This window comes from Pseudidiomarina sp. CB1 (genome assembly GCF_024752025.1).
Taxonomy (GTDB): Bacteria; Pseudomonadota; Gammaproteobacteria; order Enterobacterales; family Alteromonadaceae; genus Pseudidiomarina.
This window is the reverse complement of the sequence record NZ_JANTPU010000001.1, coordinates 35,856-58,324: the sequence shown is the minus strand read 5'-3', so window position 1 is coordinate 58,324 and position 22,469 is coordinate 35,856. Positions and strand designations below refer to the sequence as shown.

Sequence of the window (22,469 nt, the reverse complement as noted above, 5' to 3'; positions counted from 1 at the left end):
CGCGCTAGTATACCTGTTTCCGCAGCAAAATACGTCCGATCAGTCTTGGCTCTCGACAGCGATTGCGTCAACCCGTTGCAAGCCTCGCGGTAATTTGTTGCCACGACGGCCACGTTCACCACGATAATGCTCTAAATCAGCGGGCTTAAGTGTTAGCTTGCGCTTACCGGCGAGCAAGGTAATCGCAGCATCATTCGGTACTACTGATGTCGCGACCACATATTCTTCACGCGATTGCGCACGCAACGCCGGAATGCTAATCATCTTGTTGCCCTTACCTTTCGCTAGTTCAGGTAAATCGGCCACAGGGAAGATCAGCATGCGCCCTTCATTTGACACCACTACCAATAAGTCGTTATCACGATTATTCACGCGCTGTGGCGGCAAGATTTTCGCCCCCGTAGGTAAATTCAAAATCGCTTTACCATTCTTATTGCGGCTCACTAAATCGCTAAACTGACAGACAAAACCGTAGCCAGCATCAGAAGCCAGCAAATAACGCTGATCATCTTTCGCCATCATAACTTGCTCGACGGTTTCCCCAGCAACCATGCTAAAGCGCCCAGTCAGTGGCTCGCCTTGGGTCCGCGCGGAAGGTAATAGGTGTGCCTCACAGGCAAAGCTACGCCCTGAACTATCGAGGAACACAACCTGTTGGTTACTCTTGCCCTGCGCACTTGAAAGGTAGCTATCGCCGGATTTATAGGCCAAACTCGAACCGTCAATATCATGACCTTTCGCAGCACGTACCCAACCTTTTTTGGACAGTACCACAGTGACCGCCTCGGCCGGAGTTAAGTCGCGTTCACTTAAAGCCTTAGCCTCTTCACGCTCAACCAAAGGCGAACGGCGGTCATCACCATACTTCTCTGCATCCGCAAGGATTTCTTTGCGAATGAGCGTCTTCAAACGACGATCGGAGCTAAGTAACAACTCAAGCTGCTCACGTTCTTTTTCTAACTCATCTTGCTCGCCTTTCAGCTTCATTTCTTCAAGCTTGGCTAAATGGCGTAATTTCAACTCCAAAATAGCTTCAGCTTGCGTTTCCGTCAGCGAAAAGCGCTTCATTAATTCAGCTTTGGGCTCATCTTCATAGCGAATAATAGCAATCACTTCGTCGATATTAAGATACGCTATCAATAAGCCTTCTAAGATATGCAAACGCGCCAAAACCTTATCTAAGCGATGCTGCAACCGACGCGTAACGGTGGTTTGGCGGAAGGTTAACCACTCTTTCAGAACCGTTAGTATCGGTTTTACCTGTGGTCGTCCATCAAGCCCCAACATATTCAGGTTCACGCGGTACTGTTTTTCTAAGTCAGTGGTGGCAAACAAATGTTGCATCATTTGCTCCACATCTACCCGGTTTGAGCGCGGCACAATCACCAACCGCGTCGGGTTTTCATGGTCAGACTCATCACGCAAATCTGCCACCATAGGAAGCTTTTTCGCCTGCATTTGTCCGGCGATTTGCTCTAAGACCTTAGCGCCCGAAGCTTGATGCGGGAGAGCATAAACAACGACTTCGCCATCTTCTAAGTGATACTTAGCACGCATACGAATACTGCCGCGGCCACTCTCGTAGAGCTTCACAATTTCATCTTGCGGGGTGATAATTTCAGCATCTGTGGGGTAGTCTGGGCCGCGTAAGTGCTCCATGACTTCAGCTAAATCCGCGCTTGGTTTTTCCAGCAACAATGCACAAGCGTGGGCAACTTCGCGCGCATTGTGCGGAGGAATGTCGGTCGCCATACCAACCGCAATGCCCGTTACCCCATTGAGCAAAATATGCGGTAAACGCGCCGGCAACATACGCGGCTCTTTCATTGTGCCATCAAAGTTTGGCACCCAGTCGACGGTCCCCTGCCCGAGTTCGCTTAGCAGCAGTTCGCTGAAGCGTGAGAGTTTCGCTTCGGTATACCGCATTGCCGCAAAGGATTTGGGATCATCTTGCGAACCCCAGTTCCCTTGGCCATCGACCAATGGGTAGCGATACGAGAACGGCTGTGCCATCAACACCATGGCTTCATAACAAGCACTATCGCCGTGCGGATGGAATTTACCCAACACGTCACCCACAGTACGGGCTGACTTTTTATATTTCGCTAGGGCTGATAAACCTAACTCTGACATCGCATAAATGATGCGCCGTTGCACCGGTTTAAGGCCATCACCGATATGCGGCAACGCTCGGTCCATGATCACGTACATGGAGTAATTTAGGTAGGCGTCCTCGGTAAAGCGGCGTAGTGGAATTTGTTCAACAGTATCCATCGACATTCTTCGTATACTCCTTACAGCTCAGCCAAATCGACCAGGTTGCCTTTGCTTTCAAGCCACTCACGGCGGTCGCCTGCACGTTTCTTCGCCAGCAGCATATCCATTAATTCTTCCGTTGCCGTAGGTTCGTCAACGGTCAACTGCACCAAACGTCGGGTGTTGGGATCCATCGTGGTTTCACGTAATTGCAATGGATTCATTTCCCCAAGCCCCTTGAAGCGTTGCACATTGACCTTACCTTTGCGCTTCTCGGCATCAATGCGATCTAAAATGCCCTGCTTTTCGTCTTCATCAAGTGCGTAAAACACTTCCTTACCCACGTCGACACGATACAGCGGTGGCATTGCCACATACACATGACCATGATCAACAAGTGCGCGGAAATGGCGTACAAACAAAGCACACAGCAACGTTGCGATATGGAGTCCATCGGAGTCCGCATCAGCCAATATGCAAATCTTGCCGTAGCGTAATTTTTCAAGATCATCGGAGTCAGGATCGACCCCTAAAGCTACGGAAATATCATGAATTTCTTGCGAAGCGAGAATTTGGTCAGACTCCACTTCCCAGGTATTCAGAATCTTCCCACGCAACGGCATCACTGCCTGAAAGTCACGATCGCGAGCTTGCTTAGCAGAACCGCCAGCCGAGTCGCCCTCGACCAAAAACAACTCGCCGCGCGCTGGGTCTTGGGTCGCACAGTCAGTGAGCTTACCTGGCAACGGTGGCCCTTGGGTCACTTTCTTGCGCACCACCTTCTTACTTGCACGCATTCGCCGCTGTGCATTGTTAATACACAGTTCAGCAAGTTGTTCTGCTTGTTCGGTGTGTTCGTTCAACCATAAGCTAAACGCATCTTTCACCACTCCCGAAACGAAGGCGGCGCATTGCCGCGAGGACAACCGCTCTTTAGTTTGCCCCGCGAACTGCGGATCTTGCATTTTTACCGAAAGTATATAGGTGCAACGCTCCCAAATATCTTCCGGCGTCAGCCGCACACCACGCGGCAACAAATTGCGGAACTCACAAAACTCGCGCATGGCCTCGAGCAAGCCCTGGCGCAAACCATTCACGTGAGTCCCACCTTGCGGCGTAGGAATTAGGTTGACGTAACTTTCAGCGACTCCTTCACCACCTTCCGGCAGCCAAGTTACCGCCCAATCCACAGCCTCTTCGTTGCCACTAAAGCTGCCAATAAACGGCTCTTCGGGCAGTGTCGGTAACTCTTGTACAGCTTCGACAAGGTAATCGCGAAGACCGTCCTCGTACTGCCAAGTGTGTTCGCTATTATCGACAAGGTTCTTAAACGTAATTTTTAGTCCCGGGCAAAGCACCGCTTTTGCCCGCAACAGATGCGTCATTTTGAGCACCGAAAACTTCGGCGAATCAAAGTACTTCGGGTCAGGCCAGAAACGTAAAACGGTCCCCGTGTTGCGTTTACCGACTGTTCCAGTAACCGTCAACTCTGAGACTTTATCGCCGTTTTCGAAAGCCATCTCGTAGACTTGTCCGTCGCGCTTCACCAACACGTCCACACGGGTCGATAGTGCATTAACGACCGAAATACCTACCCCGTGCAAACCACCAGAAAAGTTATAGCTCTTATTCGAGAACTTACCGCCAGCATGGAGTTTGGTCATGATCAGCTCAACCCCCGGCAACCCTTCTTCAGGATGCACGTCGACGGGCATTCCGCGCCCATCATCTTGCACTTCAAGGGACTGATCTGGGTATAGCGTGACGATGAGTTCGCGCGCGTGACCGGCTAAAGCCTCATCGACACTATTATCAATGACTTCTTGGCCTAAGTGGTTCGGGCGAGTGGTGTCGGTATACATTCCGGGGCGGCGACGCACCGGTTCAAGTCCGTTGAGGACCTCTATCGCATCTGCTTTGTAATCTGACATGCGCTCTTCTTTTCGGTGACAAGAATTGTAGTTATAGGATGCTCATATACTGTTACAGGATGAGCGGAAACTCAAGCTAGTATTCTGCGGCGAGACCTTGTTTTCGGATAAGCTCAAGCCACTCTTGTAAAAAGCGGTTTACCTGAAATTTTTCGTTGCTATGATGCATTGCTGGATTCGGCTGCTCATAGCTCGGTTGAAGGCGCGAAACATTCTGACTACGCATGACTTCTGCCAATTGCGCATCATGGTACAAACGCACTTCAAGCTCTGTTTCAACAAGGCCTGGTAACCGCTTCTGCAGTGCATGCTGCTGAATCCGAATATCTGTTGTGTAGGGCGCACGCTGCAGCACTTTCACACGAAAGTGCAAATGAGTCCCAACCTTAATAAGCTGTTCTCGACCCTGCTTAAGCTGCGCCACGAGTTTCGTTAGCGCAGCATAGTTGACCGCCGCCAGCCGTTGCAGGGCTGCCAGGTCAAATTGATAGCGTTGGCGTTTCACGTCTCGAGTCATGACTTACGTATTTGCTCCAAATGTAATTGCAACCATTGTAGTCCAATCACGCTGGCAGCGTTGTTAATTTTTCCTTGTTCGAGCAGGTTCATGACGTCACTGCGCGGCAGCACATGTACCTTGATGTCCTCATTCTCTGTTGGCAAACCACCATGTTCGGCGGCCTTGGTACTGTCGACCTCGGCAATGTAAATCGAGATTTTCTCGGTGCATCCCCCAGGGGTCGATAAATAGGTCAACGCATAGTGCAAGTCGTCGGATTGCAACCCCGCCTCTTCTTCAAGCTCCCGTTTGGCAACACTCAAGGCGCTTTCTTCGGGCATGTCGATCATACCGGCGACAAACTCAAGCAACCAAGGCGAGTCTTGTTGTTGGAGCGCACCAATACGAAATTGTTCCAACACCACCAGTTGGTCGCGCGCGACATCGTAAGGGATCACCATCACCGCATGCCCTCGCTCCATCACCTCACGTTCAAACTCCGGCGACCAGCCACCGGCAAACAAGCGGTGTTTTAAGCGATACTTATAAAGGCTTAAAAAACCCTCACGAACAGTGGTCTTTTCAATAATTTGATAATCTTCATGATTAAATTTTTGCACTGTAAACCTTTTCTCTCTTTCTAACGTCTATTAGTTTTTACTAAATTAACCACACTACAATCTCATAATTGGTTACATTTAGACCTAAGTTGTTGCAACTCAACACATGAATCCCGCTGGCAATCGGAGTATGCTAGTATTCATTCAAATGTGTATGTAAAATACCGAAAAAGTTTAGCAACGGTCATCTGAGCCAGACGAACCTCCAGGATTACGGAACTCATGAAAAAAACGATTCTTTCAGCAGTTATCGGACTTACTTTCGCAGCAAGCAGCTCGGCAGCATTCGCTGACGACCTTGCTGAAATCTTCCAATTAGCGTTGCAAAATGACCCTACGCTCAAGCAAGCGCAAGCGCAACGTGATGCGGCGAAAAAAGGCGTTAATATCGCCCAAGCCGATTGGTGGCCACAACTTAGTTTCGAAGCGGGTTATTCGCGTAGTCAACGGGAAACCCTCGATTTCGACAATTCCGGTAATGCGTTTATGTACGACATTACGACGACCGGCTGGGACGCCGGCGTAAGCCTTAGCCAAACCTTGTTTAGCAAAGCAGTGTGGGAACAGACTCAGATTGCTGAGAAACAAGCTTATCAGGCAGAAGTTAACTATTTGAGCGAGCGCCAACAGTTGATGATTCGCGTCGTAAACGCCTACTTCAGTGTGCTGGAGCGAATGGATGATCTCGAATTTGCCCAGGCCGAAAAACGTGCGATTGAGCGCCAACTTGAGCAAACCAAACAACGCTTCTCCGTAGGTCTTACTGCAATCACCGATGTCCATGAAGCTCAAGCGCAGTTTGACAACGCAGTAGCCCGCGAAATCCAAGCAAAAAATGCTGTCGAAATCGCGCAAGAGAGCCTACGTGAAATCACTGGTCGCTACCACGAAGAGCTTGCCGAGCTTGATACCGATAACTTTTCACCGTCATCACCTAATCCAGAGAAAGCCGATGCTTGGGTAACTACAGCTGAAGACAAAAACCTGCAATTATTGGTGCAGCGCGTTGCCGTGGAAATTTCCGAACAACAAATCGAGCTAGCCCAAGCTGGCCATTATCCGCGCGTCGGCCTGCAAGCCAGCTATGGTACTTCTGATGCCGAGCAGGAGATTCAAGGCCAAACCAACGATAGCCCGCGTATGGATAGCTCGTCTATTGGCGTCACTTTGAATGTGCCGATCTTCAGTGGTTTCCGTACCTCAGCGCAAGCTGATCAAGCGCGCTCAAATTACGTGGCCAGCAGTCAACAACTTGAATTCACTCGTCGTGGCGTTGAGCGTGAAGTGCGCAACGCCTACTACGATGTGGTTGCAGCAGTAGCGACGATTAAAGCACTTGAGCAGGCTGTGGTTTCTGCGGAAAGCGCCTTAAATGCCACGCAAACGGGTTTTGAAGTCGGTACACGTACTATCGTCGATGTGTTAGATAGCACACGCAACCTGTTCAATGCTCGTCGTAATCTGTCGACCGCGCGTTATAATTACATCAGACAATCACTGACACTACAGCAAGCTTCAGGTAAGATCAGCGAACAAGATCTGATGGCCATTAACGCAAGTCTCATTAATGAAAATAATTGAAAAACCAAAATTTGAAGCACGGTTTTTACTTCCTAAATATTGGCTGACCTGGTTAGGGGTCAGCCTTCTTTATTTTATCTCTTGGTTACCCTACAAATGGCAACTCGCGCTAGGTCGTGGTCTAGGTAAGCTGTTTTATAAGTTTGTACCGAAACGAGCAGAAGTCGCCCGCCGCAACCTTGAGCTTTGCTTTCCTGAAAAAACCGCTGATGAAATCGAAGCGTTGGTGCGCAAGAACATGCAAAACACCGGTATCGCTTTCTTTGAAACGGGCATGGCGTGGTGGTGGCCCGACTGGCGTATTCGCCGCAAACTTCATGTGCACGGTGTTGAGCATTTACATGCACCGCTCAATGAGGGGAAAGGCGTACTGTTGCTACTTTTTCACTTTCTCAGTCTGGAAGTGCATGCTCGTCTGCACGGTTTCGTGAAGCCAGCGGTGGGACTTTATCGACCCCATAACAACGCTGTCATGGAATATTTGCAAACCCGTGGCCGCGGGCGTTCAAATAAATACATGATTCCACGCAACGACGTCCGCAGCATGAAGCAAGCGATTCAAAGTGGCGAAATAGCTGGCTACCTGCCAGATCAAGACTACGGGCGCAGAAGGACTATTTTCGCTCCATTCTTTGCTGTTAACGAAACCAGCACGACAACCGGCACCCTACTTTTTGCCAATAGCAAAAAATGCGCAGTGTTACCAACTACCTGCTTTCGTCGAGAAGACGGTAGCGGTTATGACGTCAGCTTCTATCCTGAATTCGAAAACTTTCCAACTGGTGATGATTTGGCCGACGTTACCCGCGTCAACAAAATGGTTGAATTCGCCATTATGCAACGTCCAGAGCAGTATTTGTGGGTACATCGACGGTTTAAAACTCGACCAAATGAAGATGACCCGAGTCTTTATCAGCGGCGTTAATGGAGTACCTCGGCAAACCACTCTTGCCAAGCTTTGGCAACCACGGAACGCTCATCTGCGAAAGGTTGATGGGTGAGCGAACCGCGATCGTCCAGCGCCAACTGATGTAACCATTCGCGTTCACGAATATAAATCTCGGTTAACTGCTGCGCTTGTGCTGCAGGCATCACTTCTAGTTGTCCCGCTTGTTCTAAAATTCGAACGTTGTCGGTATAAGTCGTCAGTGCAGGATGCTCTGTGCTGAAACGTAACACCAAATACTGCACAAGAAACTCGATATCGGTAATGCCGCCCACGCCTTGCTTCAGATCAAAGCTATGTTGCTCACTACGCTGTTCTTTGTGACTACGCATTTTTTCTCGCATTTCAACAACTTGTTTGGCTAGTTCGGTGACATTTCTAGTCTGCCGCAATTGCGCTTGGCGCAGTTGCTGGAACGCCGCGCAAAGTTCTTGGTCGCCAAATACCGGTCGCGCTCGAACGAGTGCTTGCAACTCCCAGGTCCAAGCGTCCTCTTGTAGGTAACTGGCATAAGTTGATAAACGCGTCACCAATAGCCCAGCTTTGCCGGATGGACGTAGCCGCATATCAACTTCGTAGAGCGTCCCAATAACGGTACGCGTCGTGAATAAATGAAGTATGCGCTGCGCTAAACGCAGATAAAATTGTTGTACTTCAAGGGGCTTGGCGCCGTCGGTTTCGCCTTGATAATCGCTGTCGGTGATAAAAACCAGATCAAGATCAGAACTGTAGCTTAATTCCAGTCCGCCGAGCTTGCCATAAGCCACAACTGCAAAGCCCATGCGTGACGGTGAACAACCAGGCGGACAGCCATGCCGCGCCGTAAGCTGTTGCCACGCCAAGTTCACCACCGCACCAATAATAGCCTCGGCGAGGTAGCTCAAATGATCACTTACCTTCATCAACGGCAATGCACCGCTAATATCTGCCGCAGCAATTTTCAGTTGGCACGATTGCCGCGCTTGCCGCAGTGCGTTCATTTGTGCTTCAAGATCATCTTCTTGCTCGGGAATACGCAACAGGTATTCATCAATAATCGCACGATAATCGGTAAGTTCTGGCAGCTCATACAAATGCTGCGGGTCAATGAGCTCATCCAGCAGGATGGGAAAGTTTGCTAAATGCTGCGCAATCCACGAGCTCGCTCGGCAAAGTTTTACCAGCTGTTCACGTGCACCAAGATTTTCGACCAGTAACTCAACATAGGCGGTACGGCTCATAATCCGCCGTAACAAGGTAAACACGCGTTCGAGGACCACCTCGGCATCAGCAAGCTGAAGGCAACGTTGCACCAACACCGGTACCAGTTTTGCCATGGCCTTGCGCCCACGGGGACCACTGCCACGCTTACGTACCTCAAGGCGCAACTCATTCACATGTTGCCAAATCAGTTGCGCGCGCTGCTTATCCAGTCCGTAATCATGTAAAACATCAAGCGCAGTGCTGTCTTCAACCATGTCTTGCCAAAGTAATTGTAAGGCGCCAGCGTCTTCATCATCGCTGTCATTGTCACCAATGACATTCTGGAAGTGTTGATGAACACGCGCCATTGCTTGTTGAATAGCATTTACCAAGGCTTGCCATGATTGCCCAAAAGCCGCAGCCAGCGCCTCTTGTCGTGCGTGATCGTCAGGCAGTGTCTGTGTTTGTTCATCGTTGTACTCTTGCAGCGCATGCTCAACGCGACGCAAAAACTCATAGCTCGCCAGCAACTCCTTTACAGCTGCTGCAGGAAGTAGCTCTTGCTCAGCAATCACCTGATAGGCTTGATACAGTGACTGCGTCTGTAATTGTCGTTGCTGACCGCCGCGAATAAGTTGAAACGTTTGCGCAATGAATTCCACCTCGCGGATACCACCTGGGCCCAGCTTAATATTGTTCTGTACCCCTTGGCGCTTGGTTTCTTGGCTAATCAACGTTTTCATCTTGCGCAGTGCGTCGATTGCCGAAAAATCAATGTAACGGCGATAGACAAACGGACGCAGCAAGTCTTTAAAGGCCTGCTCACTCGCTTTATCGGCACCAATCAGGCGTGCCTTCACCATCGCGTAGCGCTCCCAATCACGACCTTGCTCTTGGTAGTAATACTCCAGCGCAGCGAGACTCGTAACCACAGGCCCCGATTGACCGAACGGACGCAAGCGCAAATCTACGCGGAAGACACGACCATCCGCTGTGAGCGCATCAAGCAAACTCATCAAGCCTTGTACCAACTTGGTAAAAAACACATCAGTTTCAATCGGTTTACGTGGATGATCGGTTTCACCGCGCTCGGGATAGCAGAAAATGAGGTCAATATCCGACGAGAAATTTAATTCCCGCCCACCGAGTTTGCCCATCCCCAATACCCACAGCGGCTGCGCGTTTCCATCATGATCAAGCGGCGTGCCGTAGCGCTCAGTAAAACGCGGATAAAGCCAATCACGCGCAGCAATAATGAAAGCATCTGCGGCAGCACTTAAATGCTCAAGCATGTCACGCAATGGCAGTTGTCCAGTTAAATCCGCTGCCGCTAATGCCGCAAACCATTGTTTGCGATGACGACGCAATAGTCGCTGCGCAGTTGCTTCATCGCTTACCTCGGCAAGCGCTTGCTGTAACCGCGGCAAGTAGTCAGTCGGTGCAATCAGCTCAATTGTTTCATTATCGGTCAGTGCAATGGTTATCGGTTCGTCCTCTCCACCCTCATGCGCCAATACATCCGCGATAAACGGACTTAGCTGAGCTAATTTTTTCAGTAACGGGGACGATAGCGTCATAACAATAGGTTCGCTCACTGCACGATTTAATTTAGCCAATAAGGCTCTTGTTTCAGAGCCGCCTTACGCGAGTGCTCAAGCGCATAGAGCAACGTCTCTAGTTGTATACTTTGCCAGTTTAACAAGCGTTCAGGCTGGCTATCTTCATTGTCCTTGATGGCTTCACGTAACAGTTTGAGCGCCATGATCTCGCGAATTCCCCGCACCATGTCCTGCCACGGCGCACGAAAGAGCTCGCGATCTTGCTCATCGAATAGGTAGCCAACACAATAACCGAGTTGCAGTGAGCTCTGTAACAGCGGTAATTGCTTTAAATAATATTCAGGCTTTAATTCATCGTCTTTTGCAAACGCATCAATGACGCTTTGCCAGTCTTCGCGAAGACGCTGTGATGCCCACTGCCGCAACGGTAACTGCGACACTTGCTCGTGACGAGGTTGCTGCTGGCACAAAGCGCCCAACTCAAGCAAGGTCAATTGATAATCATCACGAATACTTAAACTTTGGACCAGTTCTAACTGTACGGCATGCTCTTGCTGTTCAAGGATCGCCTCATAAAGCTTGGGATATTGCTTCAGTGCACGATGATAAGCGCCGTCCTCAGCGGTGAGCTCAGTCAAGCCATCGTAGCGACTTAACCAGCCCAAATGACCAAGCATTTGCTCAAGTCGTAAAATATGATCACTTACGTCGACTTCGAGGGTCGCTAACTGCTGCAGCACGACTTTACTCAGGCGGATGCCGTCGGTGATTCCAGCAACGGCACGGACACTTGGCGCTTCGCCTAAACAAGCGTCATTGTGTTGCCAGTATTGCAAGGCATAGGTCAATGCCCGATAAAGGCCGGTGCCCACATCGTCATTTGCTTCTTGTGGAACAAAGTGCGCATGGGTAAAGGGTTCGAGCACTGTTTTGCCGGCCAGTAGATAACCACGTGCAGCTTTACTTAAACTCCCCATGCGGGCATTCAAACGCGTTACCAAACGGCGCGCGATCTTATAAGCATCGGCCAGGTTGCCTTGTTGCACTTCGATTTCAACCTCGGCGATCGGACGTTGCTCGGCACCCGCTTGGATCACCCCCTCATCATAGACCAGCTCAATACGCCCATCCCCACTGGGAATGTGCCAACGGTGCCGGGTAAAGTTGGTAGAAAAAATTTCTTCGAGCTCGCGATTGATGTCGAATAAAGGAAAGTCGTCAGGCCAAATATCTTCTTCAAATAAGGTTAGATCCGGCTTATCCGCCGTGATGACAGCATTATATTCTGGACGACTGTGCATGCCGCCAAGGACTTTACCTGCTAACTTAATCGTTTGTTCGCGCTCCTCGTCCTTTTGGCGAATACGCAGCCCCATATCGTGCTGCCGTAACCGCAAATCGGCTGTATCAAAATAACGATTGCCGAGCTCAAAGGTGGCTTGCTCCGCATCTTTTGCGAAGCTTTGGCATAATTCCAGTATCTTTTCTTTGCTGGCACCGTCGACCAGTAATTTTAGTTCAATTTCTTGGCTCACACGCGCTCTCACGTCAACATTTTGATCCTGCTAAATACGGTACTCGTAGGCGCTGTGTGGGTCAACTTTAATGGGCTTGACAGGTGCGTACAAAAATTGCACCGTGGGCGGCGACGAAAAGTTTAGAAAAACTGACGAAGTGGGCTTTACGCGCAGTAAAAAAGCAATATACTGGCGCGCAAATTATGTCCCCTCCAGCCAACGGCTGAGTCTTACAGGAGATGCTATGTTCAAAGCCAGTGAAGTACTTCAGGCTCAGTATACCGGTGCCGACCTCGGCACCTTGCAACGCGCCATTACCGACAATTACTTGGTCGATGAAGACGCCTATTTGCAAGAACTGATGCAACTGGTGCCCAACGATGATTCGACGCTTGATCAAGTGACCGAGCGCACAGCAAAGTTGGTCAATACCGTACGTGACCGCGCCGATGGCGGTGGCGTTGATGCCTTTTTACAAGAGTACAGCCTTGATACGCAAGAAGGTATTATTCTTATGTGCTTGGCTGAAGCCTTATTACGCATCCCTGATGCCTACACCGCTGATGCACTGATTCAAGACCGGTTGTCCGGCGGTGATTGGCAAAAGCACATGGGCGAAAGTGCGTCATGGTTGGTAAACTCAGGTACCTGGGGCTTAGCGCTGACCAACTCAGTGATTAACCCAACAGGTCAACCAATGGCTACGCCACGCGGCGTATTTCGCCGCTTGACCCGCCGCTTGGGGATGCCCATCGTACGCAAGGCAACCTACGCCGCCATGCGTATCATGGGTAAGCAGTTCGTATTAGGACGCACCATTCAAGAAGCGCTAAAAAATAGCCGTGCCAATCGCGACAAGGGCTACACGCACGCCTACGACATGCTAGGCGAAGCGGCTTTGACGATGGCTGACGCACGACGTTATCACGCCGATTATGTGAATTCGATCAACGTTGTTGCGCAAGAAAACTTTAATAACCCTAAGGCTCCACGCCCAACCATTTCGATCAAGTTGTCGGCGCTGCATCCGCGCTATGAGTCGGCAAACCACGAGCGCGTTTTAACCGAGCTCGCACAAAGCCTAACCGAGTTGGTTAAGCTCGCGAAAGAAGCCGACGTTGGTGTCACGATCGATGCCGAAGAGGCAGACCGCCACGAACTCTCGTTAGAGCTGTTCGAAAAAGTTTATCGCAGTGGTGTTTGTAAAGGCTGGCCGCGTTTCGGCTTGGTGGTACAAGCCTATTCCAAGCGTGCACTACCCACTTTAGTTTGGCTCACCGCACTGGCGAAAGAGTGTGGTGATGAGATTCCAGTTCGTCTTGTTAAAGGCGCCTACTGGGACACTGAAATCAAACTTTGTCAGGTCAATGGCTTAACGGGCTATCCCGTTTTCACGCGCAAAGCCAATACTGACGTAAGCTACTTGGCCTGCGCGCGTTACCTGCTTTGCGAACAGACCGATGGCGCAATTTATCCGCAGTTCGCCACGCACAATGCGCAAACGGTAATTGCCATTCGCCAGATGAACGAAGCCACGCAGCGCCGTATCGAGTTTCAACGCCTGCACGGCATGGGTGATGATCTTTATGACACACTTCTGCAGGAAGATGAAAACACGACGGTACGCATTTACGCTCCGGTCGGTGCCCATAAAGACTTGCTGCCATACTTAGTACGCCGCTTGTTAGAAAACGGCGCCAATACGTCATTTGTGCATAAATTGGTGGACCCAGAGACGCCGGTTGAAGAACTTACCCAGCACCCGATGCGCACCATCACCAAGTACGAAAGCTTGGCAAATACCAAAATTCCTTTACCGACGCAGATTTTCAGCGATCGCAAAAACTCGTTAGGATTGAACATGAACATTCACTCTCAAGCAGATGATTTCATTGCTGCCGTGCAGCAATACCGCGACAAACAATGGCAAGGTGGCCCGATCGTTAATGGCGACGTGATTGATGACGCCCACCACCGCGTGAGCATTAACAGTCCGCAAGAGAATCAACGCCAAATCGGCAGCATTTGCTGGGGCGACAAGGCGCTGGCTGAGCAAGCGCTCAATAGCGCTAACGCGGCCTATCGCCGCTGGCGAGATACCGACGTCGAAGTTCGTGCAAAAGCGCTAGAAAAGTTTGCTGATTTAATGGAAGCCAATCGTGATGAGCTGATCGCTTTGTGCTCACTCGAAGCCGGTAAGAGCTTACAAGACGGTATCGATGAAGTTCGTGAAGCAGTCGACTTTTGCCGTTACTACGCGGTCGAAGCACGCAAACTTATGGGCGAAGGCACTACGTTGCCAGGGCCTACAGGCGAGACCAATGAGTTGTTCGTGCAAGGTCGTGGTACCTTTATCTGCATCAGTCCTTGGAACTTCCCCTTAGCAATTTTCACTGGCCAAGTGGTGGCCGCATTGGTAACCGGTAACTGTGTTATCGCCAAGCCTGCGGAGCAGACTGGCTTAATCGCTTTCCGTGCTGTGCAACTGTTACTTGAAGCCGGTATTCCAGGCGACGTGGTGCACTTTATGCCTGGTAGTGGTGCCGAAGTTGGCTCATTCTTGGTCAGCCAAGAAGATATCGGCGGTGTATGCTTTACCGGTTCGACCTATACGGCACAATCGATTAACCGTGCACTTGCCGCACGTACCGGTGCAATTGTGCCATTAGTTGCAGAAACCGGCGGCCAGAACGCCATGTTGATTGACTCAACAGCGCTACCTGAACAAGCCGTCACCGACATTGTTGCCAGTGCCTTCAAGAGCGCTGGCCAACGTTGTTCTGCCTTGCGCGTATTGTTCGTGCAAGATGACATTGCCGACCGCGTCATCGATCTACTCAAAGGTGCAATGGCTGAACTGAAAGTGGGCGACCCACTGTTACATGAAACTGACGTAGGTCCAGTGATCGACGGTGTGGCGAAGAGTAACCTTGAGCAGCACGTGTCGGACATTTCACAGGCAGGTCGCCTGATAGCTCGTGCACCGATGCCTGACTATACCAATGACGGTACTTTCGTAGCACCGACCGCCATCGAAATCGACAGTATCAATCAGTTGGTGAAAGAGAACTTTGGGCCAATTCTGCATGTCATCCGCTACTCTACTGACAAGCTCGATGACGTGATTGATAGCATTAACGCAACTGGTTTTGGTTTAACCTTTGGCATTCATAGCCGTAACGAAACCTTCGCGGCCGATGTTGCCCGTCGTATCGACGTTGGTAATGTGTACATTAACCGCAACCAGATTGGCGCTGTTGTAGGTGTGCAGCCGTTTGGTGGCCGCGGCATGTCGGGTACTGGACCCAAAGCGGGCGGTCCACACTACCTTACCCGCTTTATCACCGAAAAAACGCGCACCAACAACATTACTGCTGTTGGTGGTAACGCTACCCTACTCTCGCTGGGCGATTAAAAATCTTCCAATTCGTGTAGGTACAATGACTGGCTGCCGTCGGCAATGGCGGCGGCCAAGCTTTCCACCCGCGGCAACAACCGCGCCATATAAAACTTCGCAGTTTTCACCTTACTGGCTAAATACGGACGCTCAGCAACCAACGGCTGCGCCGATTTCGCCATACGTAACCATAAATAACCGTAAGTCACGTAACCAAGTAAGTGCAGATACTCAACCGCAACGCTATTAATGATGTTCTCATCACCACCAGCAACTTGTTGCAACACTTGGCCGGTTACCTCTTCGGTACGCTGTACCGCTTTACCGAGCTGTTCATATTCGGCCGCCAACTCCGAAGTCGGCTCAGCTAAAAGCGCCTGAATGTCTTCTAGCAGTGGCTTCACCAATTCGCCACGCGACCCAGACACTTTACGGCCCAGTAAGTCTAACGCTTGAATACCGTTAGTTCCTTCATAGATTTGTGCAATTCGGCAATCGCGAACGAGCTGCTCCTGGCCCCACTCACGCACATAACCATGCCCACCAAAGACCTGCTGACCAATCACGGTAGTTTCAAAGCCCGTATCGGTGATGAACGCTTTCGCAATGGGGGTGAGCAACGCGACCAACGCATCAGCACGCGCCTTTTCTTGTGCGTCCTCGCTGTACTTGGCGATATCCAACTGCTGGCCGACATAAGTTGAGAAAGCTCGTCCACCTTCAACAAAAGCTTTCATGGTTAACAGCATGCGTCGAATATCACCATGGACGATCAATGGATCGGCTTCTTTGTCTTGCGCACGAGTCGCTTTTGCACCACGTCCCTGCAAACGATCTTGTGCATACTCTAAAGCATTCTGGTACGACCGCGCAGCCGCGCCAAGGCCCTGAATACCAACCCCAAGGCGCTCGTAATTCATCATGGTAAACATCGCCGGCAATCCTTGGTGCGGCTCGCCAATAAGCCAACCGGTTGCACCATCAAAGTTCATCACACAGGTCGCCGACGCATGGATCCCCATTTTGTGCTCAATAGAGCCACACTTTACTGCATTACGCTCACCTGGATTGCCATCGGCATCAGGTAAAAACTTCGGCACTAAAAATAGACTAATGCCTTTACTTCCAGCTGGTGCGTCGGGCAGTTTTGCTAACACCAAATGAACAATGTTGTCGGTGAGGTCGTGCTCACCGCCAGTGATAAAAATTTTGGTACCGCTGATGGCGAAAGTACCATCCTCTTGCGGTTCAGCTTTTGTGCGGATGATACCAAGGTCGGTACCCGCATGCGGTTCGGTCAAGCACATGGTACCCGTCCATTCACCACTGGTCATTTTCGGCAAATAGAGCTGTTTCAATGCATCGCTGGCATAAGCATCAAGGGTGATGATGGCACCTGCGGTGAGGCCCGGATAAAGGGAAAATGAGATGTCTGCAGCGCATAACATTTCTTCATATTGCGCCGAAACAACTTTGGGTAAACCCATGCCGCCAAATTCAGGATTGGCGGTCACGCCAACCCAGCCACCAGCGGCCAGTTGTTGATAATTTTCACGGTAATTAGCTGGCGTGGTTACCACGCTATCGTTGAAGCGAACGCCTTCTTCATCGGCTGCCCGAGCGTGCGGCGCTATCAGACCTTCGGCCAATTTAGCGGCCTCGTCGATGATGGCGCTTGCCATGTCCATATCAACTTCGTTCAGTGCAGGGAAACGTGCCCAATCCTGATCGACTCGGAATACATCCTGCAGCAAAAACTGCATATCTTCGCGCGGAACACGATAGTCAGCCATACAACACCTCAAAAAAAATCAAACAATGAATTTAAACAGGTGTTTTAATATCAACTTACGGCTGCGTTGTCCAGTCTTCTAACGCAGGTTGCTGGAAAGCGTCCTTGCCAAGTGCCAAAACGACATGATTCGGCGCTATAGTAAGCACCTGAATACCCTGCCAATAATCACCTTGCCGCAAGCGTTGCCCCGCAAGCTCGACAAAGCGCTCTGTCGCTCGTGACGAGTATTGGTGACCATCGTATGTAAATGGCGGAATTTGTTGTCGTAAACTTCGCTCAAGTTCAGCAATACGCGGCAGTACCGACTCTGGAGGCGCCGTCGAGGTACTCTTGCCAGTGGCAACAATGGCCTCTTCAAACGCCGCCAGCAAATCTGCGGGCACCTCATCAAGGCTTAAGGCTTGATCTGCCGCAACCTCAGGTACCGCTTCGAACGTCGAGCGGGTCGGTTGCGGCTGGGACGATGGTGCCGCTTCAGGCGCTTCTTGCTGCGGGAGTTCAACAACACGTACCTGCTGTGGCTGTCCCAGCGTAAGGCTTGGTTCACTTGAGCTTGCTTGAGCTGTCGGTACCGTGTCAGCTCTGTCTGTCGTCAGTGGCGTCGCCCCCAAAAACCAATAAGCACCGACCCACCCAACGAGTAACGCGAGAGGTAATACTAGCCACCACCAACGCGAAGTAAGGCGCGACGGCGATATTGCCGCAGTAAGTTGAATCGGTTGTTGCGGCGGAATGAGTTGCGACTGTTGTTGCCTTAGCGCTTTCAATACTGACGACATTAGCGCGCTCCCTCTAGCCGTGGTCCCAAGGTTGTGTGGTGACTTGTTAACCACGCCAACGTTACCGCATCAAGTTGGGCGGTGATTGGCAGGCCATGTTCTTGCTGTAGGGTTTGTGCTAAGCGAGGCAGATCATCTGCATCGCTCTGCCGGTAACGCTGCAACTGTTTGGCCAACCAGTTTTGGTAAGTGCTAGGGTCATCTAATTGGTAACCAGGAGGCAGTGGCCACAAGGCCAAAAACTCGCCAGTCCAAGTTTCAGCAGGGTTCATTTGAGCATTCTCGATAAACTGCCAACTGCCATCAGCTAGTTGTAAAAGTGCCGGTAAATTTAACGCCACGATGCGGTCGAAACGTAACCGTGCTTGCGCACAGCCAAGTTGATAATCGGTGACCCATTCACAAATCGGCTGATTGGAAGGTGGTTGCGGCAACTGCCACGCCTGCAATAACTGCCGAATCCCTTGTTGAGTGCCAGCAGTCGATAGCTCTTGCGTCTGTACATTGCTCGAACCGGCAGCTGGCAACGAAGCATCACTGGCCGGAACCAACTGCCAAGCAGCAAGCGCAACGCCAAGACACAAAGCCACGAAGATGCCTGCGGCTATTGCTAGCGGTGACGAACTGCGGCGCTGGGTCTGCTCGTGCTCACCGAGCTCTCGTGCCGCAGTTTTAATCTGTGTTTTGGTTACCGTTTGGACTTGGTCGTTATACGCAGCAAGCAATGCCCGATCACAAAGTAAATTTAATCGCCTTGGTATTCCACCACTTAGTTCATGTACCTTTTTAATTGCCGTGCTATCAAACAGTGCACGTTGCGCCCCTGCGACTTGTAGGCGGTAATTAATGTAGCGTTCAGTATCACTCGCCTGCAGCGGTAAGAGGTGATAACGAGCGGTTATGCGCTGCGCCAATTGCCTTAACTCCCGACGGCGTAACAAGTCTTGTAATTCAGGCTGGCCAATTAAGATGACCCGCAAGAGTTTGTTCTGATTGGTTTCGAGATTCGTAAGTAACCTTAGCTGTTCAAGGACCTGTGGGCGCAAGTGCTGCGCCTCATCAATCAGTACGACACATTGTTGACCTTCGGCGTTAGCCGCTAAGAGAAACTCTGACAGCTTATCGGTCAAACGCTTATTAGTGATGTTGCGTTTCGCATAACGAATCCCAAACTCATCGCATAAGGTTGCGAGTAACTCAGTTTCGTTGAGCATCGGATTCAAAATAAACGCTGTGCGGGTTTCTTCCGAAAGCTGGTCGAGCAAGGCTCTTGATACCGTGGTTTTACCGGTCCCTACTTCACCCGTCAATAGAATAAAGCCACCACTACCTTGCAAACCATAACTTAAATGCGCCAGCGCCTCTTGATGGCGCTCGCTCATATACAGAAATGTTGGATCGGGCGCTATCGAAAACGGTTCTGTTTGTAGGCCAAAATAGTTCAGATACATAGTTTGTCTGTCGTTTGCGAAACCAAGTCGAACTCCAGTGTAACGATTGACTTGCATCAGAGCTAGTCATTAGCGATCATCAATGAAACAAAGAAGGAGTTCGCAGTGAAAGTCTATCTTGTCGGTGGTGCTGTACGTGACCAATTGCTTGGTAAAACCGTACATGAAAAAGATTACGTCGTCGTCGGCGCCACGCCACAAGAAATGCTGGCCAAGGGCTATCGCCAAGTCGGCAAAGACTTTCCAGTGTTTTTGCACCCCGAAACCAATGAAGAGTATGCGCTCGCACGTACCGAGCGCAAATCAGGAAGAGGTTATACAGGCTTTACCATAGCGGCCGACCCTAACGTCACACTTGAAGAAGATCTCTTACGCCGTGACCTCACCATTAATGCCATCGCGCAAGACCAAGACGGCCACTTCATCGACCCCTACGGCGGCCTCAAAGATATCAACGCGCGTCGACTACGCCACGTTTCGGCAGCCTTCGTCGAAGATCCGTTACGCATTCTTCGCGTTGCGCGCTTTGCCGCCCGCTTTGCCGATGACGGTTTTACCGTTGCACCGGAAACCCTAGAACTCATGCGGAGCATGAGCGCCGCCAATGAGTTGCAAGAATTGGCCAATGAACGCGTCTGGCACGAAACCGTGAAAGCACTCAACAGCGCTAGTCCAGCCACTTACTTTGCGGTTTTAGCGCAAGCTAATGCCCTTGCACCGTGGTTCACTGAACTTACCGATGAACGCACGCTGGAGGGCGTCCTAGCGCGGCTTAATCACTGCACAGCCGGGCAAGCTGAATTGGTATTTGCTGGATGGCAAGGAGAACTCGATAGCGAAGCACAAGTCGTCGCGTGCTGTGAGCGTTTGCGGGTACCCACCGAGTGGCGGCACATGGCCCTGTTGGCGCACCGTTGGCACGCCGCCAAACATCGGCTTGCAACCAGCACTTGTTTCTTTACTTGTCTCAATCAGGCTGATTGTTGGCGCCGCCCGGAGCGGGTACCGAAGCTCGTCGCAATTTGGCAACTGCAAGGGCTAACAACGTACGACGCACAACGCTTACTCGAGGCTTTTAACGCTGCGCGAAAAGTAGCAGCGACAGAGGTGATCGCTGAAGCAAAAACAAGAGGCGAAACCTTGTCTGGCCCAGCAATCGGCGATGCGGTACAACAAGCTCGTGCCAGTGTTTTGCAGACACAGCTAGCGTAAGTGAACTACAAAAACATTAGGAATAACACCACGCCAAGTGCTAATCGATAGAGTACGAATGGCAACATACCCATGCGTTCGATAACCTGTAAAAACAGCTTAATACACAGGTAGGCCGCAACAAACGATACAGCCATGCCTATCAATACGAATGACCAAGCGACTGGCTCCGCTTGTTGCGCTAACTGCAAGCCTTTATAGCCTCCCGCTAAGGCAATCACCGGAATCGACAATAAGAATGAAAAACGTGCAGCATCAGTGCGCGTTAGGCCCAGCAAGAGTCCTGCGGTAATGGTAATACCTGAGCGCGAGGTGCCAGGAATCAGGGCGATAGCTTGTGCGATCCCGACAAACATCGCTTGCCGCAACGTTAACGTCGCCAAAGCTGCTTTCTCGCTAGCACGGCGATCGGCGTACCATAGGGCAAGACCAAAAACGATAGTTGTGGTGGCAATGACCAACGCTGAGCGGCCGTAGTTTTCTAGCAAGTCCGCGCCAAACAACCCCGCAAGGCCTGCCGGAACCGTTGCCCAAACAATAAACCACGCCAATCGGCTCGACTCGGTATACTGGCCACGAAAGGTGCCCCACCATCCCACCAGCAACTCGGTCACCTGTTGGCGATAATAAAACACCACTGCCGCAAGCGTTCCTACATGTACTGCTACGTCAAACGCAAGACCTTGGTCCTGCCAGCCAAGCAGTTGCGACGGCAAGATTAAATGCGCCGAACTCGAAATCGGAAGAAATTCCGTGAGACCTTGAATAAGCGCTAGAATAATGGCTTCAAAAGTAGACAACGTCAGCTTCCTTGTGATCTAAGGCGTAAGTAAATAAGGTAATGGCTCAAAGGCAAAGTCTAACGGCTTTAGACGTTGCTCGCTAGCGTAAGATTGCCAATGTTCTGCAAAGCTTATGCCCGTCTCAGGATGCCGTAATGCGGGCGCCAATTCGGCTAATGGCCACAATACAAAAGCATTTTTTAATACTTCACCACGAGGTAATTGTATCGGCTGACGACAAATAAAGTCGTCATACATCAAGACATCAATATCAAGTGTGCGGGGACTGTATTTGGGCACATTCGAAGGATGCCCGTGCGCTTGTTCAATGGCTTTGCAGGTCTGTACCACTTGCTGAAGCGAGAGGTCCGTACGGAGTTCCACCACGGTGTTGTAAAAATCGTGTCCGTCAAAGCCAACCGCGGCACTTTCATACACCCGCGACACACGCAATGGATGCGCCGCTGAGGCAAAGGTATCATGCAAGGCACGAAGGCCAGCTCGAATGTGCTTGCTCCGATCCCGATTACTCCCAAGCCCTAAGTAAACGACAGCCATTTATGCTCGGCTCCGAGTGATTTCGACCCCAACGGTGTTTGCCGCAGCAACTGCTTGAGGTTTTTCGACGCGCACCGTGACTGACGCAACATTGAAGTCGGTGAGGATCAGTTGCGCAACTTCGGCAGCGACGGTTTCAATTAACTGTCGCGGGCGCGCTTGTATCAGCGCCACCACAGCTTTACTTAAGGTGTCGTAATCCAAAGCATCGGACAGGGCGTCACTGGCGCCGGCAGCCGTTTGGTCCCAAGTCATTGTTAGGTCCAAAAACAAAGGTTGGGTTTGCTCATGCTCCCAATCGTACACACCAATGTAGGCATCCACACGCAAACCTTTCACAAACACTTTATCCATTGAGCGCTACTCTTTTTGTCAGCATAGAAATTTTTCTGCAAAGCGCTTAT

At 50.8% G+C, this 22,469-nt stretch carries 16 protein-coding genes; 4 read left to right on the top strand and 12 right to left on the bottom strand.

What is annotated here, in order from left to right:
- Positions 1-39: 39 nt before the first annotated feature.
- From parC to NV375_RS00225, 4 genes are all read right to left on the bottom strand, one after another.
- Complete coding sequence (parC, locus tag NV375_RS00240; RefSeq protein ID WP_258240679.1) at positions 40-2,280, bottom strand: DNA topoisomerase IV subunit A; 2,241 nt, start codon at positions 2,278-2,280, stop codon at positions 40-42.
- A gap of 14 nt (positions 2,281-2,294) precedes the next feature.
- Positions 2,295-4,187, bottom strand: coding sequence for a DNA topoisomerase IV subunit B (parE, locus tag NV375_RS00235; protein WP_258806471.1), 1,893 nt, complete (start codon positions 4,185-4,187; stop codon positions 2,295-2,297).
- A gap of 76 nt (positions 4,188-4,263) precedes the next feature.
- On the bottom strand, positions 4,264-4,704 hold the full coding sequence (locus tag NV375_RS00230) for a DUF1249 domain-containing protein (protein WP_258806470.1): 441 nt from the start codon (positions 4,702-4,704) through the stop codon (positions 4,264-4,266).
- The gene (locus tag NV375_RS00225) at positions 4,701-5,306 is read right to left on the bottom strand and encodes an NUDIX domain-containing protein (protein ID WP_258806469.1); all 606 of its coding nucleotides are present in this window, start codon (positions 5,304-5,306) and stop codon (positions 4,701-4,703) included. Before NV375_RS00225 ends, NV375_RS00230 begins: the two co-directional genes overlap by 4 nt.
- A gap of 222 nt (positions 5,307-5,528) precedes the next feature.
- Here NV375_RS00225 and tolC point away from each other — a divergent pair, with 222 nt between their 5' ends.
- On the top strand, positions 5,529-6,887 hold the full coding sequence (tolC, locus tag NV375_RS00220; RefSeq protein ID WP_258806468.1) for an outer membrane channel protein TolC: 1,359 nt from the start codon (positions 5,529-5,531) through the stop codon (positions 6,885-6,887).
- Complete coding sequence (gene lpxL, locus NV375_RS00215) at positions 6,880-7,812, top strand: LpxL/LpxP family Kdo(2)-lipid IV(A) lauroyl/palmitoleoyl acyltransferase (RefSeq protein WP_258807931.1); 933 nt, start codon at positions 6,880-6,882, stop codon at positions 7,810-7,812. The genes tolC and lpxL overlap by 8 nt, the downstream gene beginning before the upstream one ends.
- Here lpxL and glnE read toward each other — a convergent pair.
- Together glnE and NV375_RS00205 are read right to left on the bottom strand one after the other, a co-directional pair.
- Entirely contained in the window at positions 7,809-10,631 is a 2,823-nt protein-coding gene (gene glnE, locus NV375_RS00210) for a bifunctional [glutamate--ammonia ligase]-adenylyl-L-tyrosine phosphorylase/[glutamate--ammonia-ligase] adenylyltransferase (protein ID WP_258806467.1), read from the bottom strand. The two genes, lpxL and glnE, sit on opposite strands and share 4 nt — an antisense overlap.
- Entirely contained in the window at positions 10,619-12,109 is a 1,491-nt protein-coding gene (locus NV375_RS00205) for an inorganic triphosphatase (protein WP_258806466.1), read from the bottom strand. Before NV375_RS00205 ends, glnE begins: the two co-directional genes overlap by 13 nt.
- A gap of 226 nt (positions 12,110-12,335) precedes the next feature.
- On the opposite strand from NV375_RS00205, the gene putA reads away from it, so the two are divergent.
- Entirely contained in the window at positions 12,336-15,506 is a 3,171-nt protein-coding gene (gene putA / locus NV375_RS00200) for a bifunctional proline dehydrogenase/L-glutamate gamma-semialdehyde dehydrogenase PutA (RefSeq protein WP_258806465.1), read from the top strand.
- Here putA and NV375_RS00195 read toward each other — a convergent pair.
- From NV375_RS00195 to NV375_RS00185, 3 genes are read right to left on the bottom strand one after another with little or no spacing between them, the layout of a single operon-like run.
- Positions 15,503-17,281, bottom strand: coding sequence for an acyl-CoA dehydrogenase C-terminal domain-containing protein (locus NV375_RS00195; RefSeq protein ID WP_258806464.1), 1,779 nt, complete (start codon positions 17,279-17,281; stop codon positions 15,503-15,505). The genes putA and NV375_RS00195 overlap by 4 nt on opposite strands.
- 55 nt (positions 17,282-17,336) lie before the next feature.
- The gene (locus tag NV375_RS00190; protein WP_258806463.1) at positions 17,337-18,062 is read right to left on the bottom strand and encodes a general secretion pathway protein GspB; all 726 of its coding nucleotides are present in this window, start codon (positions 18,060-18,062) and stop codon (positions 17,337-17,339) included.
- The gene (locus NV375_RS00185) at positions 18,062-19,513 is read right to left on the bottom strand and encodes an ExeA family protein (protein WP_258806462.1); all 1,452 of its coding nucleotides are present in this window, start codon (positions 19,511-19,513) and stop codon (positions 18,062-18,064) included. The genes NV375_RS00190 and NV375_RS00185 overlap by 1 nt, the downstream gene beginning before the upstream one ends.
- Positions 19,514-19,618: 105 nt before the next feature.
- On the opposite strand from NV375_RS00185, the gene NV375_RS12610 reads away from it, so the two are divergent.
- The gene (locus tag NV375_RS12610) at positions 19,619-20,725 is read left to right on the top strand and encodes a hypothetical protein (RefSeq protein WP_309491675.1); all 1,107 of its coding nucleotides are present in this window, start codon (positions 19,619-19,621) and stop codon (positions 20,723-20,725) included.
- 5 nt (positions 20,726-20,730) lie between these two features.
- Here NV375_RS12610 and NV375_RS00175 read toward each other — a convergent pair whose 3' ends face one another.
- Genes NV375_RS00175 through folB form a run of 3 tightly spaced genes read right to left on the bottom strand, consistent with a single transcriptional unit; the run spans position 20,731 to position 22,419 of the window.
- Positions 20,731-21,525: an undecaprenyl-diphosphate phosphatase gene (locus tag NV375_RS00175; protein ID WP_258806461.1), complete on the bottom strand. Its 795-nt coding sequence runs from the start codon at positions 21,523-21,525 to the stop codon at positions 20,731-20,733.
- A gap of 18 nt (positions 21,526-21,543) precedes the next feature.
- On the bottom strand, positions 21,544-22,065 hold the full coding sequence (gene folK, locus NV375_RS00170) for a 2-amino-4-hydroxy-6-hydroxymethyldihydropteridine diphosphokinase (protein WP_258806460.1): 522 nt from the start codon (positions 22,063-22,065) through the stop codon (positions 21,544-21,546).
- The gene (gene folB, locus NV375_RS00165; RefSeq protein ID WP_258806459.1) at positions 22,066-22,419 is read right to left on the bottom strand and encodes a dihydroneopterin aldolase; all 354 of its coding nucleotides are present in this window, start codon (positions 22,417-22,419) and stop codon (positions 22,066-22,068) included.
- Between the last annotated feature and the right edge of the window lie 50 nt (positions 22,420-22,469).

Excerpts from the sequence above, each read along its gene's own strand:
- folB (WP_258806459.1), bottom strand. The coding sequence starts at position 22,419 with ATGGATAAAGTGTTTGTGAAAGGTTTGCGTGTGGATGCCTACATTGGT.
- NV375_RS00185 (WP_258806462.1), bottom strand. The coding sequence starts at position 19,513 with ATGTATCTGAACTATTTTGGCCTACAAACAGAACCGTTTTCGATAGCG.
- tolC (WP_258806468.1), top strand. The coding sequence starts at position 5,529 with ATGAAAAAAACGATTCTTTCAGCAGTTATCGGACTTACTTTCGCAGCA.
- parC (WP_258240679.1), bottom strand. The coding sequence starts at position 2,280 with ATGTCGATGGATACTGTTGAACAAATTCCACTACGCCGCTTTACCGAG.
- folK (WP_258806460.1), bottom strand. The coding sequence starts at position 22,065 with ATGGCTGTCGTTTACTTAGGGCTTGGGAGTAATCGGGATCGGAGCAAG.
- NV375_RS00190 (WP_258806463.1), bottom strand. The coding sequence starts at position 18,062 with ATGTCGTCAGTATTGAAAGCGCTAAGGCAACAACAGTCGCAACTCATT.
- NV375_RS00230 (WP_258806470.1), bottom strand. The coding sequence starts at position 4,704 with ATGACTCGAGACGTGAAACGCCAACGCTATCAATTTGACCTGGCAGCC.
- parE (WP_258806471.1), bottom strand. The coding sequence starts at position 4,187 with ATGTCAGATTACAAAGCAGATGCGATAGAGGTCCTCAACGGACTTGAA.
- NV375_RS00195 (WP_258806464.1), bottom strand. The coding sequence starts at position 17,281 with ATGGCTGACTATCGTGTTCCGCGCGAAGATATGCAGTTTTTGCTGCAG.
- putA (WP_258806465.1), top strand. The coding sequence starts at position 12,336 with ATGTTCAAAGCCAGTGAAGTACTTCAGGCTCAGTATACCGGTGCCGAC.